Raw genomic sequence first — 14,511 nt, 5'->3', positions numbered from 1 at the left:
AAACTCCAGATAGTCACTCCCTATGTAGCACTGCAGCCAGATGCTGCGCTGCAACCAGATCGGAGATCCCTCATGACCGAACCCGCGACAGGCGTCATGGACGCCGTTCTCGACTCATCGGAAACCGGCGAACGATCCGAGCCCGCATGGGGGGCGGTGGTCTCCCTGGCGCTCGGAGTCTTTGGCCTGGTGACCGCGGAATTTCTGCCTGCCAGCCTGCTGACGCCGCTTGCGCAGGATCTCGGCATCACCGAAGGCGCCGCCGGGCAGGCGGTAACGGCCACCGCCGTCATTGGCGCGATTGCGGCGCCGACCATGGCTATTGTCACCAAGCGGCTGGACCGCAGGCTGGTCATGTGGGCGCTGACGGTGCTGCTTGTGCTGTCAAACTTGGTGGCCGCGTTTGCGTCCTCGCTTCCCATTCTTCTGATTGCCCGCATCATGCTCGGGATCAGTCTTGGCGGCTTCTGGTCGATGTCGGCAGCCATGGCGATGCGGCTCGTTCCGATGCGGCTGATGCCGCGCGCCATGTCGATCATTCTCACCGGCGTTTCGGTGGCGACGGTCTGCGCGGCTCCGGTCGGCGCCTATGTCGGCGACATCTGGGGCTGGCGGACGGCGTTCATGATCGCCGCCGTGGTCGGTGCGCTGGCGCTGCTGGTGCAGGTGGCTACCATTCCGAAGCTGCCGCCTGCAGGTACGGCAGGTTTTCGCACGCTGCTGGAGGTGATGAAGCGGCCGATGATCAGGGTGGCACTGCTGGTGGTGCTGCTGGTCGCCTCGGGACATTTTGCCGGCTTCACCTATGTCCGCCCGTTTCTCGAGAAGGTGCCCGCGCTGGACATCGAGACGATCTCGCTTGTGCTGCTCGCCTACGGCATTGGTGGCTTCTTCGGCAATTTTGCCGGCGGCTTCATTGCCGAACGCAGCCTCAAGGCAGCCGTCAGCCTGGCGCCCCTGCTGATCGCGTTTTCGGCGCTCCTGCTGCTGGTGGTCGGAGGTTCACCCGTCGTGGCTGCAATAGCAGTGGCCAGCTGGGGCTTTGCCTTCGGCGCCGTCCCAGTCGGGCTGCAGACCTGGCTGGTGCGGGCCGCTCCCGATCAGGCGGAAAGCGCCGGTGGGCTCATGGTTATGACGTTCCAAGTCGCCATCGCGTTGGGCGCCGTCTTCGGCGGCCTGCTGGTCGACAATACCGGCGTTGCCACCGCCTTCGCCTATTGCGCGGCGGCGACGTTGCTTGCGGCACTGGCGGCGTTCTTCCTTGGCCCCAAGCCGATCGACGACCCTAAGGCCTAAACGGAACGGCCGTCGAAGTCGAAGACCGGCACGGCGGCGACGTCCAACGCCTCGATGCAATTAATATTGATATAGGCACTTCGCCCGCTCCCTTCGCCGACATCCTCGGCGAAGGGGTGAATGCCGCAGCTGCGGCAGAAGCGGTGGGCGATGACATGGTTGCCGAAGCTGTAGCGGCCGAGATCATCGCCCCAGGCAAGCACCCGCATGCTCTCATGCGGAACTGCCCATAGCAGTGCACCCTTGCGCGAGCAGATCGAGCAATTGCACCGAACGGCTCCGGTCAGCTCGCCTTCGACCTCGAACGCGACCTTGCCGCAGTGGCAGCTGCCTTGGTAGAGCATCGGGCCTTCCTCCTTCGGTTCGACAGGTGCAAATCCGACCGTGCCGGGCTATGTCTCCTGCGGCCAGTTTCTGGCTACTACGTTAAGACGTTGCAAGCGCGCGGAGTCCGACACCGAAAAATGCAATCAGCCCGCGATCACCTCGAAGCAATTCTTTCGCCTCTTGCCGCTCGCGTCGACGATGAGAGGGTTTTCGTAAAGCTCTACCCGGAAGCCGCACGGGCGGCGGCGGACGCCACCGATGCGCGGCGAAAAGCCGGCGTCACGCTCGGGCCGCTCGATGGGGCGATCGTCTCGATCAAGGATCTGTTCGATGTCGCCGGCGAGCCGACCACGGCGGGCTCTCTGCTGCTCGCCAACGCAGCGCCGGCGCTGCGGGATGCCATTGTCGTGCAACAGTTGCGCCAGGCCGGTGCAATCATCCTCGGCAAGACCAACATGACCGAGTTCGCCTTTACTGCGATCGGCGTCAATCCACATTATGGCACGCCCGGCAATGCTAGCGATGCCAGCCGTATTCCGGGCGGCTCCTCCTCAGGCGCCGGCGTTTCGGTGGGCGAAGGCACCAGCGAAATCTCCATCGGTTCCGATACCGGTGGTTCGGTGCGCATTCCGGCATCGCTGAATGGCGTCGTCGGTTTCAAGCCGACTGCGCGGCGCGTGCCGCTTGCCGGTGCGTTTCCGCTGTCAGCCACGCTGGACTCGATCGGTCCGCTGGCCCGCACCGTCGCCGAATGTGCGGCGGCCGATGCAGTGATGTCGGGCGAAAACCTGGCGGCACTGTTGCCGCTGCCGCTGGACGGCCTGCGCATCGGTATTGCGCGCGGCGTGCTGTTCGATGATACGCAGGAAGAGGTCGCGACGACGTTCGACCGGTGTCTGCGCAAGATAGAGCTTAGCGGCGCACGGCTTGTGGAGCTGTCGATCGACGACCTGCTTGCCGATCTGCGCGTGGCAACCCAACGCGCGTCGATCGCGGCGATGGAAGGGGCGGAGATCCATGCCGACTGGCTGGCGACGGGAGCGACGAGGCCGGTCGACCCGCGGGTAAGCGGGCCATTGGCGCGCGCCGCCGCCATTCCGGCCACGGTCTATATCAGGGCAATGCGCCGCCGCACGGCGCTGGCCGCCGCGATGGATGACCGGCTGGCGTCGGTCGACGTGCTGGCCCTGCCGACCACACCGGTGACGGCGCCGACGATCGTGTCGATGACCAGCGACGAGGCTCTGTGCAACAGGACGGAAGGCCTTCTGCTGCGCAACACGCAGGTCGCCAACCAGTTCGATCTATCAGCCATCTCGCTTCCGATGCCGGGAATGACGCGTCCGGCCGGCCTGATGCTGGTGGCGCGCAATGGCCATGACCACCACCTGCTGCGCATCGCAGCGGGCGTGGAGGGGCTGCTTGCAAATTGATCGGATAGCGCGTGTCAGCGCGACGAGCAGTGGCCGCGTTCGCTGTCCTTGGCGGCGCGTTCGATGCTGGTGGCGACCAGCCAAGGCAGGGTGTACCGCTTGCCGTTGAAGGTCCGGGTGCGGTTCTCGATCGAGCCGACAACAACGACCTTGCCGGCATAGAGCTTGTCTGAAAGATCGAGCGCCTTGTCTTGCTGCGGCAGGCGATCGATGTCGATTGAAACGCCTTTGATGAGCTTCCCAGCAGCAAGGTCGAGTGCGCTGTTCGATGGACAGGGTGCCGCCACGCAACGTATGCCGTTGTCGCAGAACACGTAGCTACCCTGTCCGTTGGCGAAGGCTTGCGTCATCGCCACGCAGAAGCCGGCAGTCAGCAGGAATTTTGTGACGCTTGCCATGCCGGCACCATCGCCGGCGAATTCGGGAAAATTGCGGCGCTTTCAGAAATCGGCAGGGAACCGCCGCCGGTAGTGCTCGACCACTTCGGGGTTGCGCAGATTGACCGGCAATCTGTTGGCCAGCACGAGCAAGGCTTCGCCAGCCGCGCCGACGCCCATCCGCATCATCGACTGCTCGGTAATCCCAGCCATGTGCGGGGTGACGATGACGTTGTCGAAGCCGAAATAAGGATGGTTGGGCGGTAGCGGTTGTGTAGCAAAAACATCGAGCGCAGCGCCGCCGATGCGGCCCTTCTGCAAGGCCTCGATCAGCGCGTCGTCATCGATCACCGGCCCGCGCGAAACATTGATCAGCAGCGCATCCGGCTTCATCCGCTCAATGCGCTCGCGGCTGATCAGCCCCCGTGTTTCGGGCGTCAGCGGGCAGCACAGAACGATGATGTCGCTCTGCTCGATGAGTGCATCGATCGACAGGAAGCCGACCCTGTCCGGCGCCGGCCGCATGCTGCGCGTCGTCGCCACCACATTCAGATCGAACCCATGGGCGGCGATGTGGCCAACCGCCTGACCGATCGCGCCGAGGCCGACAATGCCGATCGTCTTGCCCGCTAGCTCGCTGGCCACCACCGTGTGTTCGCGGCCCGCCAGCCAGCCCTTCGCACGCAAGTCGCGGTCCAACACACGGAAGCGCCTAAGCAGCGCCAGCGCCGCGAACATTACATATTCGGCGACAGATCGCGCGTTCACCCCCGGCACGTTCGCCACCAGCACGCCGGCCGCATTGGCCGCTTCCATCGGTACCATGTCCAGCCCGGCGCCGTGGCGGATCGCGGCCCTGAGCTTCTTCGCGCCTTCGAAAAGCGCCGCAGGCAAGGGAGCGCGAACGATGATGACATCGGCGTTCCTCGCCTCGGCGGCCAGCGTGGCCGCATCGAGGGCGGAAGCAACGACGAGTTCGCCGGCCCCGGTCAGCATGGAAGCGGCACGAGGGTGCAGTCTGTGTGTTGACAGGATCTTGGGCATTTCAGGCCTTTTCGAGCGCAGGGCTTTCCGGTTCCGCCCCACGCCCCTCGATCAGCCCCTTCCAGTAGCTTTCCGCGCCTTGCAGGTGGGCGCTCATCAGCGCCTGGGCGAGATTGCCATCGCGGCGCAGCAGCGCCTCGTAGATCTGGATATGCTCGGCATGGGAGCGCACGCTGCGTTCGGGATCGTTGAAATAGATCGGCAGGCGCAGTTCACCCATCATGTAGTAGACGCTGCAGATATTGTGGAAGACGCTGTTCCTGGTCGCCCGCACGATCTCGAGGTGGAACTCGCGGTCTTCCCGGGCAAGCCCTTCACCGGCGGCGATGCGATCCTCGGAGGCCTTCAGGATCTCGCGCAGCCGCTCGAAATTCTCCTCGGTGGCGCGTGAACAGGCAAGTTCGGCGGCCTTGATCTCGTGGATCTTGCGCAACTCGACCGTCTCGTAGATCTGGACGGGATCGAGCGGCAGGCCGGCGCGGGCGAACAGCGCCATCGCCTCGACGCTCGCCTGCTTCGTATCGATGTAGATCCCGGATTTCGCCCGTCGCTCGACGATGCGCATGGCCTCGAGAATGGCCAGTGCCTCGCGGATCTGGCCGCGGCTGACGCTGAAATGCTCTGCCAGTTCGCGCTCCGACGGCGTGCGGCCCGTCTCCTTGTCCGAATGGGAGAACAGATAGGCGGCGAGTTCCGCGAGAAGGTTCTTTTCTTTCATGTCAGCCGTGTTGCGCGTGCGCCTCCAGGAACCGCTCCGAAATGGTGAATCCCAGCCCGGGTCTATCAGGGATCGCTACCATACCGTCCTTTGCTTCGACAGTCTCTTCGATCAGATCGTGGATCATCGGGTTGGCGCCGAGCGAATATTCGACGGTGAAGCTCGCCGGCGAAGCAGCGCAGACATGCAGCCCGGCAAAGAAGCAGGGCGCGCCGGCCCAAAGATGCGGCGCAAAGCGCAGATTGAAGGCGCTGGCGATGGTGCCGATCTTCATCGCCTCGCTGATGCCACCGCAAAAGGCCGGATCCGGCTGGAATATATCGGCGGATTTGAGCACGGCGAGGTCGCGGAAGGCATAGCGCGTCGCCTCGCTTTCGCCGGTGGCGATCGGGATCGAACCGCAGGCGCGCACCTCGGCCATGCCGGGCTTGTCGTCGGCGATCACCGGCTCCTCGAACCAGGCGAGATCGAGGTCGCCGGCGAGATGGATAAAGCGCTTGGCTTCGGCCACCGTGTAGGTGCCGTGCGCGTCGACCATCAGGTCGATATCGGGACCGAGCGCCTGTCTGGCGGCACGGACGCGAGCGGCCGAGATATGTGGGGCGCCGTCCATGGCGCCGACGCGCATCTTCAGCGCCTTGAAACCGCCCTTGGTGATGTAGGACTGCAGCTGGTCGCCGATGGCTTCCGCAGTGGCCCAGCCGCCGGAAGCATAGGCCGGCATGCGGTCCAGCTTGCGGCCGCCGAGCAGCCGCCAGACCGGAACGCCGAGCGATTTGCCAAGAATGTCCCACAATGCGATGTCGACGGCGCTGATAGCGGCGATGCTCATGCCGCGTCGCGCCAATTGCGGCATGGCGTGGCCGGCGCGAGCGGCGCTGTCGTGGCGCGTGCCATTATAGAGCATCTCCCATATGACGCCGATGTCAGCCGGGTCGCGGCCGACCAGCTGCGGGCCGACCTCGTAGTTCAGCAAATGGACAAGGGCGCCGTAGCTGCCGGCGCTGCCGGCGGCATTCTTGCCCTCGCCCCAGCCGACCAGCCCGTCGTCGGTCTCGATGCGCAGGATGGCGGCGTCGAACGTCGCCACCTGACCGAAGTCGCTGCGGTGCTGCTTCGCGGCTTCGATCGGTATGCGGACCCACCAGGCTTGGACCGTCTTGATGCGCATGTTCATCCTCGGCCCGGCCGCGGTGAGGCGGAAGGGCTTTTCCAAACGGCTCGGCTACTTGATCAGCGGCAGCAGCGTTTCCGCGTTGATGCGCATCTGGTCGGTGTAGAATTTCTCCGTGAGCACGCTGGAGCCGTGGTCCTGAATGAATTTCAGCTGCTCCGGCGAGATGTCGACGGGGTTGCGTTCGACCATGTCGGGATAGGGGGCAGCCGGCGTGCGGTCGACGGGGGCGACGAATTCATTGGTCAGCGCGCCGTCATAGCCGATCTCCTTCAGCGTGCCGACGATCTTCGGCCAGTCGATCTGCCCGAGGCCGGCGGCGAAGCGGTTGTTGTCGGCGACATGGAAGTCGTACAGGCGCTTGCCGACCTGCCGGATGGCGTCGTAGACGTTAAATTCTTCCATGTGGATGTGGTAGGCGTCGAGGCAGACGCCGCATTCGGGACTGACCGCATCGGCCAGCGCCAGTGCCTGGGCGCCGCGGTTGAACAGATAGGTCTCGAAGCGGTTGAGCGGCTCGACCGCGATCTTGACGCCGACCTTCTTGGCGTGGGTGAAGCATTCCCGGGTGGCGTCGACCACCCATTTCCACTCCTCTTCCTCGGTGCCGTCCGGCACCACCTTGCCGACGGTGGCCGGAACCAGCGTGATGATCTCGCCATCAAGTTCGCTGACCATGGTCAGCACGTCCTTGACATACTGCACCGAGCGCTCGCGCTGGCCCTGGTCCTTGGCGGCGAGATTGCGCTCGCCCAGCATCAGCGTCACCGCTCCCCAGCAGCGAATGCCGTACTCGTTCAACAGTGCGCGCGTCTCCTTGGGCTTGTACTGTTCGGGTTCGCCGGAGATCTCGATCGACTCGTAGCCGAATTTCTTGATGCGCTTGAGCGTCGTTTCCAGCGGCTCCGCCCGCATCCAATTGTGCGTCGAAAGATGCATGGTCTATCCTTCCCAGAATCGCCTGTACCAGTTCGCCTGCGGCGCACTCTGCCGAAGCGTGCCGCATGATTCCTCCCCAAGGCGTCCCAGCATTTTTTGCAAACTGGTTCGACCAATTGGGCTTGAAGGGAGGTCTACAGTAATTTTATCTGGACGGCAAGAACTGCTGCCATCAAGCGTTGGCTCCTAGCTAGACCATTGATTATGCTTAAACATGTGGCCTAACTCGGCATGGTTGCAGGACCGTCGCAGCGCGTCAAATGGCTTGACCAGATTTCGGCATTTGGTAATACCAGAATAGCAGCGCTGAGCGCGCTGTGCAAAGAGACCAAAGACGCTGGCCCTGTTTTCAATCGGCGCTATGCTTGGTCGTGAAACATAGGGAGATGCCGATGCCGACGACGATGAAGGGGCCTGGTCTGTTCTTGGCGCAGTTTGCGGGCGACGCCGCGCCGTTCAATTCGCTGGCCTCGATCACCAAATGGGCGGCTGGTCTGGGCTACAAGGGCGTGCAGATCCCGACATGGGACGCTCGACTGTTCGATCTCGAGAAGGCAGCCTCCTCCAAGGCCTATTGCGACGAGGTGAAGGGCATCTGCGCCGATGCCGGCGTCGAAATCACCGAACTGTCGACGCATCTGCAGGGGCAACTGGTGGCGGTGCATCCCGCCTATGACGCGCAGTTCGACGGCTTTGCGCCGGCTGCGGTGCACAACAATCCAAAAGCCAGGCAACAATGGGCGGTCGAACAGATGAAGTTCGCCGCCAAGGCGTCGAAGAATCTCGGGCTCAAGGCGTCGGTGTCGTTTTGCGGCGCGTTGGCCTTCCCATACCTCTACCCATGGCCGCAGCGGCCGGCGGGACTGATCGAGGAAGCATTTGCTGAGTTGGGCAAGCGCTGGAAGCCGATCCTCGACGTCTATGACGAGAACGGCGTCGATGTCGGCTACGAAATCCATCCGGGCGAGGACGTGTTCGACGGCGCGACATTCGAGATGTTCCTCGATGCGGTCGGCGGCCACAAGTGCTGCAACATCAACTACGACCCGTCGCACTTCCTGCTGCAGCAGCTCGATTATCTCGAATTCATCGACATCTACCACGAGCGGATCAAGGCGTTCCACGTCAAGGATGCCGAGTTCAATCCGACCGGGCGGCAAGGCGTCTATTCCGGTTACCAGAGCTGGACCAACCGTGCCGGGCGTTTCCGCTCGCTCGGCGACGGGCAGGTGGATTTCGGCGGCATCTTCTCCAAGCTCACCCAATACAATTACGATTCATGGGCGGTGCTGGAATGGGAATGCTGCCTGAAGCACCCGGAGGATGGTGCTGCCGAAGGCGCCCCCTTCATCCAGCACCACATCATCAGGGTGACGGAAAAAGCATTCGACGATTTCGCCGGCGGCACGACCGATAAAAAGGTGCTGCGCGGCATGATGGGGATCTAGCACAGATATCCCTCCGGAGGGGAGGGTGGCCCGGAGGGCCGGGTGGGGTCGGTCCATGCCGAGCTTCATGCCCGGCGACCCACCCCGCGCTACGCGTCGACCCTCCCCTCAAGGGGGAGGGGTATCTCAGATAACGAGGGAGAAAATCATGGTTGGCGCATCGAAGACGGAAACCGGGGGCGGTCCGATCCGCTACGGCATGGTTGGCGGCGGACAAGGCGCCTTTATCGGCGCGGTGCACCGCATCGCGGCGCGCATTGATAACGAGTTCGTGCTGGTTGCCGGCGCCTTGTCGTCGAATCCGGAGCGCGCCAAGGCCTCGGCGGCCGAGCTTGGGCTCGATCCGGCACGCAGCTACGGCTCCTATGCCGAGATGGCCAAGGCCGAGGCCAAGCGGCCGGATGGCATCGAGGTGGTGGCCATCGTCACGCCGAACAATGTGCACGTGCCGGCCGCCAAGGCTTTTCTCGAGGCCGGCATCCACGTCATCTGCGACAAGCCGCTGGCGACGACGCTGGCCGAGGCAAAGAAGCTGGCGGCTCTGGTCGAAAAGACCGGCAAGGTGTTTGTGCTGACGCATAACTACACCGCCTATCCGATGGTGCGGCAGGCACGCGAGATGGTGGCCAAAGGACAACTCGGCGATATCCGCATCGTGCAGTCGGAATATCCGCAGGACTGGCTGACCGAAGATCTGGCCGCCACCGGCCAGAAGCAGGCTGCGTGGCGCTCAGACCCCAAGCAGGCCGGTGCCGGCGGTGCGCTGGGCGATATCGGCACGCACGCCTACAACCTGGCCCGTTTCGTCTCCGGGCTGGAGCTCGATTCGTTGTCGGCCGATCTCGATGCCTTCGTACCGGGGCGGCTGCTCGACGACAACATCAATGTGCTGCTGCGCTTCAAGCCGGTCGGCGGGTCGCACTCCGCCAAGGGCATGATCTGGGCAAGCCAGGTGGCGCCCGGCCACGAGAACGGCCTGAAATTGCGCATCTACGGCTCGAAGGGCGGGCTCGAATGGGTGCAGGCCGATCCGAACTATCTCTGGTACACGCCGTTCGGCCAGCCGAAGCAGTTGATCACCCGAAACGGCGCGGGAGCGTTGCCCGTCGCCGGGCGCGTCAGCCGCGTTCCGCCAGGCCATCCGGAAGGCTATCTCGAAGGTTTCGCCAACATCTACCAGGAAGCCGCGCGGGCCATTCGTGCGGCGCGCCGGAAGGGCGGCAAGCCGGCTAAGGATGTCGTTTTCCCAACTGTGCAAGACGGCGTCGAAGGCATGGCCTTCATCGAGGCCTGCGTGAAATCGGCGAAGAAGAATGGAGCGTGGACGAAGCTCTGAAGGGGTGGTGATATTCAGGTGAGACCGGCCTGCAAATGGCAGTTTCCTGCGCTTCCGGTGCTCATGTACCAAAAGTACGCTCCGCTCCGGTTCTCGGAACCCACCATTTTCGGCTCGGCCTGACCTGAATCTCACCACCCCTCCGGCGATCGAGCGAATGAAGGGGAGGGGCGTCGATGAAAATCGGCATGTGCATGTTGTTGTGGACGACCAGTGTCACGAAAAAACACGAGCCGTTGTTGAGGGATATCAAGGCGACCGGCTTCGACGGCGTCGAGATACCGGTCTTCTCCGGCACGCCGGACGACTACAAGAAGCTCGGTGAGCTGCTCGACCGCATCGGGCTGCAACGTACCGCCGTCTCGGCGATGGGCGATCCGGCGATGAACCTGATCTCGGCCGACGCCTCGACGCGCAAGGCCGGTATCGACTACATGAAATCGGCGATCGACTGCGCTCAGGCGCTTGGCGCGAACACGTTGAGCGGCCCACTGCATTCCACACTCGGAGCCTTCTCCGGCAGCGGGCCGACGGCGGCCGAGAAAAAACGTTCGATCGCTTCGCAGCGCGCCATCGGTGACCATGCCGGCAACAAGGGTGTCACCATCGGGCTGGAGGCGCTCAACCGCTTCGAATGCTATCTGCTCAACACGATGGACGATTTGTCGGCGCATATCGACGCGATCGACCGGCCGCACATCAAGGCGATGTACGACACGTTCCATGCCAACATCGAAGAGGCCGACCCGATCGGCGCCTATACGCGCAACCGCAAGAACATCGTCCATATCCATATTTCGGAGAACGATCGCGGCGTGCCGGGCCGCGGCCACGTCCCCTGGAAGGAGACTTTCTCCGCCATTCGCAAGAGCGGCTACGACGATTGGCTAACGATCGAGGCGTTCGGGCGTTCGCTGAAGGATTTAGCCGCGGCCACCAAGGTGTGGCGCGACTTTTCCGAAGGCCCGGAAGCTGTTTACCGCGACGGCTACAGGCATATCAGGAATGGATGGAGGAAGGCGCCCTAACCGCACGTCTGCGTAACGCCCCCGTCAGCCCTGGCCGGCCTGGATCCGGTTGTAGTCGTGGATCGTCCTGCTCAAGCGGCGGCGCAGGAAATTGGAAATGTTGTCGAAGATGAAAACGACGAGCAGGACCAAGAGCACCATGTAGAAGACATTGGCCCAGTTGGAATTGGTGCGCATCGCCTCCCAGAGCTTCAGGCCGATGCCACCGGCACCGACGGCGCCGATGATCGTCGCGCCCCTGGTGTTGGATTCCCACTGATAGAGTGTCTGGCTGATGAAGACCGGGATCACTTCCGGCAGCACGCCATAGCGCTGCACCAGCAAGCCGTTGGCGCCGGTCGACTGGATGCCCTCGCGTGGCTTGTCGTCGATGTTCTCGAGGCCTTCCGAATAGACTTTGCCGAGCGTGCCGATCTCGGTGAAGAAAATCGCGGCGCTGCCGGCAAGCGGGCCCGGGCCGAAGGCGCGGGTGAAGAACAGCGCCCAGATCAGCATGTCGACCGAACGCATGAAATCGAAGAACCGCTTTAGCACCTGGCTAAGCAGGCCGCTCGGGGTGATGTTGCGGGCGGCGAAGAAGGCGAGCGGGAAGGCAACGATGCCGCCGAGCAAGGTGCCGAGAAACGCCATGACGATGGTCTGGAACAGCTTCGTCCAGACGTCGCCATGCTGCCATTGGGCGTTGTTCCAGATATTGTCGGCGGCCAGCGCAATGTTTGATGTGCCCGGCTTGAGCTGGGGTCCGGACATCAGCAACGAGACCACCTCGCCGGGCGACTTGCCGAAGAAGGGCGAGCGTGTGTCGAAGACGAAATTCGCCCAGCCGAGGAAGCGCTTGCGGACCTTGACGCGATCGACGGTTATGCGGACCTCGCCGGCAAAGCCCATCCTGGCGACGATCTCATCGTCATGCGCGGTGATCCACTCCGGCACCGGGCCGGATATTACCGGTTTGCCGCTGGCCAAGGACACCGGCACCGCATGGCCATTGGCGACAAGCATCGCTTCGGCCTTGTCGAAGGCGACGGATTTGGCCCGGCCGTCGATCAGGATGGTGTAGGAGCCGTTGGCGTTGGTGATGACCCAATCGGGATGCGGGTCTTCGCCGAGCGCCGAAAAACGCGGGTATCTGGGTGTGATCTGAGGCTGGTCGAGACGGAATTCCGGCTGCAGATCGTAGCTGATCCATTGCGTCAGGAAGAGCGGCAGGCGCTCCCAGTGCGATTCCCTCAGCACTTGCGGCAGGCTGAAGAACCACAAGGCGTAGAGGAGATAGAGCAGGATGCCTGTGAACAGGACCAGCGGGCCGAAGCGTTTGTACAAGGGCCGCCGGAACACTTGGGGAAAGCGCTCCTCGATCGACCGCATCTCATCGGCGGTCATTGCGGCCATGGGCAGTCTTCTTGTTGATTTGCCATGATCTTTTCCAAAAACCGGAATCCACTTTTTGGGATCATGGTCGGGCACCCATCATGAATGCCTGCTCGCCGACGAGCTTGCGGCGTAGCCAGGCGGAAAACTGGTCGACGAGGAAGATCGTCGTGAACAGCAGCAGCACCAATGCCAGCGTCTTGGCGCCGAAGCCGCGCGAGATGGAGAGCTTCAGTTCCTCGCCGATGCCGCCACCGCCGACCGCGCCGATAATGGTCGAGATACGCACATTGATCTCGATCCTGAGCAGCGTGTAGGACATGAAATTGGGCAGCACTTGCGGCAGGCCGGCAAAGCGCACGCGCTCGAACCAGTTGGCGCCGACCGCGCGCAGGCCTTCTTCGGCGCGCATGTCGATGTTTTCGTTGATCTCGTAGAAGAGCTTGCCGAGGGCGCCGATGGAATGCAGGCCGATGGCGATGATGGCTGCGACCGGGCCGGTCGAGAGGATGGCTGCGAACAGGCCGGCAATGACGATCTCGGGGAAGGCGCGAAGCAGTTCCATGAAGCGCTTGACGACGAGCCTGAGCACCGGACTGGGCGTCAAGTTGCGCGCGGCGATGAAGGAAAAGGGCACCGCAAAGACAAAGCCGATGAAAGTGGAAACCAGCGCCACGTTAAGCGTGGTGAGCATCAGCTCGATATATTCGGGTAGATAAAAGCCGCCCCAGAGATAGACGCGGCCAAGCGGGAAGTTGAACTCTTGGCTGCCCTTGTCGTGCGGCGATGCGATGTCGAACAGCGCCCGCCAGACGTCGTTCCAGTCCTTGGGAACAAGCCAACTAAGGAAATCCAGTATGTGCGGCAGCCGATCGAAGAAATGTCCGGCATTGGCCTCGTCGGCGAACCACATGGCTGTGCACATGGCGACAAGCAGTGAGCCGATGCCGAGCGCCGTGTAGAACCGGCGCAGGGACGTCTGGCGTCGCCAGGCGTCTGCTGCCTGCCGGACCGCGTCTGAACGAATTGTAGCGGCGAAGGTCATACGGGGTCACGAGCGGACACGCAAAAAGGGCGGCGCTGGAGGACGCCGCCCTTTCCGCAATTGTCGTCAGCCGCCGATCGCGGCTTTGCGGGCTTCGACGATGACGCTGTAGAAGTCCGGCTTCACCGGAACATAGCCGGTGAAATCGCCGCCTTCGATGGCCTCGAAGCAAGGCTTGTCCTTGGCCGGCAGGCTGGTGAAGAAGTTGGCGAGCTTGGCGCTCATACCGTCGCCGAGCGCGGTGCGCACGACCAGCGGGCCGTTCGGGATCAAGCCGGAGCGCCAGACTTCGACGAAATCGTTGGGGTCCACGGCGCCCTTGGCGACTTCCTTGTGGAAGGTGCCGGAGGTGTAGCCGTTCTTGAAGTCGCCGATGCCCGAGGAATCGTCAACCGCAACATCGACCTTGCCGTCGCGAACCGCGAGAAGGTTGTTCTCGTGGCCGCCATTTAACTGGGTCGAGGCGAAGAAGGTTTCGTTCGAAGCGCCGGTGTCCTTCGGGATCTGGGTCAGCGGGATCAGGTAGCCGGAGGTCGAATCCGGGTCGGCATAGCCGAGCTTCTTGCCCTTGGCCGCCTTGATGTCGGTGATGCCGGACGACTTCAGCGCAAGGCCGATCGAATAATAGCCGGTCGCGCCGTCGGTCTGCTGGGTGGTGAGGATCGGGGTCACGGCGTTCGGATCCTTGAGGTAGACGCTGGCATAGCCCGACGCGCCAAGCTCTGCGAAATCGAGCGTGCCGCCGAGCAGGCCCTGGATAACGCCGTCATAGTCGGCGGCCGGGAACAGCGAGACCTTCTCGAAGCCGAATTCGGACTTCAGGTGATCGGCGAGGCACTGAAAGTTGCGCAGCCGGTCCGCTTCGTTTTCACCGCCAAGGATGCCGATGCGGAATTCCTTGATATCCTGGGCGTGAGCGGCGCTTGCCGCGATGGCGAGCAATGAAACGGCGCCAAAAACCATCTTCCTGAACAT

14 protein-coding genes are annotated in these 14,511 nt (G+C 63.1%); 5 read left to right on the top strand and 9 right to left on the bottom strand.

Annotated features, from left to right (window positions below; translation table 11 throughout):
- Window positions 1–72: 72 nt before the first annotated feature.
- Window positions 73–1,296, top strand: coding sequence for an MFS transporter (locus NKJ91_RS19100; RefSeq protein WP_352456823.1), 1,224 nt, complete (start codon window positions 73–75; stop codon window positions 1,294–1,296).
- Here the strand turns inward: NKJ91_RS19100 and NKJ91_RS19095 are convergent.
- Window positions 1,293–1,640, bottom strand: a complete 348-nt coding sequence (locus NKJ91_RS19095; RefSeq protein WP_023675184.1) for a GFA family protein — start codon at window positions 1,638–1,640, stop codon at window positions 1,293–1,295. The two genes, NKJ91_RS19100 and NKJ91_RS19095, sit on opposite strands and share 4 nt — an antisense overlap.
- A 120-nt stretch (window positions 1,641–1,760) precedes the next feature.
- Between NKJ91_RS19095 and NKJ91_RS19090 the strand changes: the two genes are divergently transcribed.
- Window positions 1,761–3,056 carry an amidase gene (locus NKJ91_RS19090; protein WP_352456822.1) on the top strand — a complete coding sequence of 432 codons (1,296 nt, stop codon included), beginning with the start codon at window positions 1,761–1,763 and terminating at the stop codon, window positions 3,054–3,056.
- Between the two features lie 14 nt (window positions 3,057–3,070).
- Here the strand turns inward: NKJ91_RS19090 and NKJ91_RS19085 are convergent, their stop codons facing one another.
- Genes NKJ91_RS19085 through NKJ91_RS19065 form a run of 5 tightly spaced genes read right to left on the bottom strand, consistent with a single transcriptional unit; the run spans window position 3,071 to window position 7,308 of the window.
- Window positions 3,071–3,454, bottom strand: coding sequence for a hypothetical protein (locus tag NKJ91_RS19085; RefSeq protein ID WP_352456821.1), 384 nt, complete (start codon window positions 3,452–3,454; stop codon window positions 3,071–3,073).
- A 42-nt stretch (window positions 3,455–3,496) separates the two neighbouring features.
- Window positions 3,497–4,477: a hydroxyacid dehydrogenase gene (locus NKJ91_RS19080; RefSeq protein WP_352448395.1), complete on the bottom strand. Its 981-nt coding sequence runs from the start codon at window positions 4,475–4,477 to the stop codon at window positions 3,497–3,499.
- 1 nt (window position 4,478) lies between these two features.
- Window positions 4,479–5,195: a FadR/GntR family transcriptional regulator gene (locus tag NKJ91_RS19075; RefSeq protein ID WP_352456820.1), complete on the bottom strand. Its 717-nt coding sequence runs from the start codon at window positions 5,193–5,195 to the stop codon at window positions 4,479–4,481.
- 1 nt (window position 5,196) lies between these two features.
- Window positions 5,197–6,366, bottom strand: coding sequence for a mandelate racemase/muconate lactonizing enzyme family protein (locus tag NKJ91_RS19070; RefSeq protein ID WP_023675189.1), 1,170 nt, complete (start codon window positions 6,364–6,366; stop codon window positions 5,197–5,199).
- A gap of 54 nt (window positions 6,367–6,420) precedes the next feature.
- A complete protein-coding gene (locus NKJ91_RS19065; RefSeq protein WP_023675190.1) occupies window positions 6,421–7,308 on the bottom strand; it encodes a sugar phosphate isomerase/epimerase family protein in 888 nt (295 codons plus the stop codon).
- 392 nt (window positions 7,309–7,700) lie between these two features.
- Here NKJ91_RS19065 and NKJ91_RS19060 point away from each other — a divergent pair, with 392 nt between their 5' ends.
- The 3 genes from NKJ91_RS19060 to NKJ91_RS19050 all read left to right on the top strand — a co-directional run bounded on the left by NKJ91_RS19060 (window position 7,701) and on the right by NKJ91_RS19050 (window position 11,120).
- Window positions 7,701–8,756, top strand: a complete 1,056-nt coding sequence (locus tag NKJ91_RS19060) for a sugar phosphate isomerase/epimerase family protein (RefSeq protein ID WP_352456819.1) — start codon at window positions 7,701–7,703, stop codon at window positions 8,754–8,756.
- Window positions 8,757–8,904: 148 nt separating this feature from the next.
- Window positions 8,905–10,092: a Gfo/Idh/MocA family protein gene (locus NKJ91_RS19055; RefSeq protein ID WP_352456818.1), complete on the top strand. Its 1,188-nt coding sequence runs from the start codon at window positions 8,905–8,907 to the stop codon at window positions 10,090–10,092.
- 176 nt (window positions 10,093–10,268) lie between these two features.
- A complete protein-coding gene (locus NKJ91_RS19050) occupies window positions 10,269–11,120 on the top strand; it encodes a sugar phosphate isomerase/epimerase family protein (RefSeq protein WP_352456817.1) in 852 nt (283 codons plus the stop codon).
- Window positions 11,121–11,144: 24 nt separating this feature from the next.
- Here the strand turns inward: NKJ91_RS19050 and phnE (NKJ91_RS19045) are convergent, their stop codons facing one another.
- The 3 genes from phnE (NKJ91_RS19045) to phnD form a co-directional block, all read right to left on the bottom strand.
- Window positions 11,145–12,512 carry a phosphonate ABC transporter, permease protein PhnE gene (phnE, locus tag NKJ91_RS19045; protein ID WP_352456816.1) on the bottom strand — a complete coding sequence of 456 codons (1,368 nt, stop codon included), beginning with the start codon at window positions 12,510–12,512 and terminating at the stop codon, window positions 11,145–11,147.
- A gap of 61 nt (window positions 12,513–12,573) precedes the next feature.
- Window positions 12,574–13,536, bottom strand: a complete 963-nt coding sequence (phnE, locus tag NKJ91_RS19040; RefSeq protein WP_352456815.1) for a phosphonate ABC transporter, permease protein PhnE — start codon at window positions 13,534–13,536, stop codon at window positions 12,574–12,576.
- Between the two features lie 66 nt (window positions 13,537–13,602).
- Window positions 13,603–14,511, bottom strand: a complete 909-nt coding sequence (phnD, locus tag NKJ91_RS19035; protein ID WP_352456814.1) for a phosphonate ABC transporter substrate-binding protein — start codon at window positions 14,509–14,511, stop codon at window positions 13,603–13,605.

The sequence above is a fragment of the Mesorhizobium sp. M0040 genome (assembly GCF_040323505.1).
GTDB lineage: Bacteria > Pseudomonadota > Alphaproteobacteria > Rhizobiales > Rhizobiaceae > Mesorhizobium.
This window is presented reverse-complemented; position numbering and strand designations above follow the sequence as displayed.